Raw genomic sequence first — 306 nt, 5'->3', positions numbered from 1 at the left:
GGACAATGCCATCAGGATAGGCGCACTCTTGAGGCGCGACTCCTGGGAACGAATGGCCAAAGACTTCACGTTAAATGACAGAAGCCACACGGGCTATGGGTATGGCTGGGTCATTCGCAAACTCCGCAGTAACGACGCGCTGGAGCATGGCGGTGACATTGGCGGCTTTAGCGCGGACGCGTTGCGTTTCCCCAAGGAGCAAGTATTCATTGCCGTGCTTGCAAACAGTGATTCCCATGAACCCGCGCCGGACGCCATCGCCGAACAGATTGCGAAGATCATCTTCGCACCCTTAGCGCAACTTGA

General features: G+C 56.2%; 1 protein-coding gene. It reads left to right on the top strand.

Annotated features, from left to right (window positions below; all coding sequences use genetic code 11):
- Positions 1–52: 52 nt before the first annotated feature.
- The coding region (locus tag C5P05_RS00080; RefSeq protein ID WP_198674550.1) for a serine hydrolase at positions 53–306 on the top strand (254 nt) is incomplete at its 3' end.

The sequence above is a fragment of the Rhodoferax ferrireducens genome (genome assembly GCF_003347515.1).
Classification (GTDB): domain Bacteria; phylum Pseudomonadota; class Gammaproteobacteria; order Burkholderiales; family Burkholderiaceae_C; genus Rhodoferax.
This window is presented reverse-complemented; position numbering and strand designations above follow the sequence as displayed.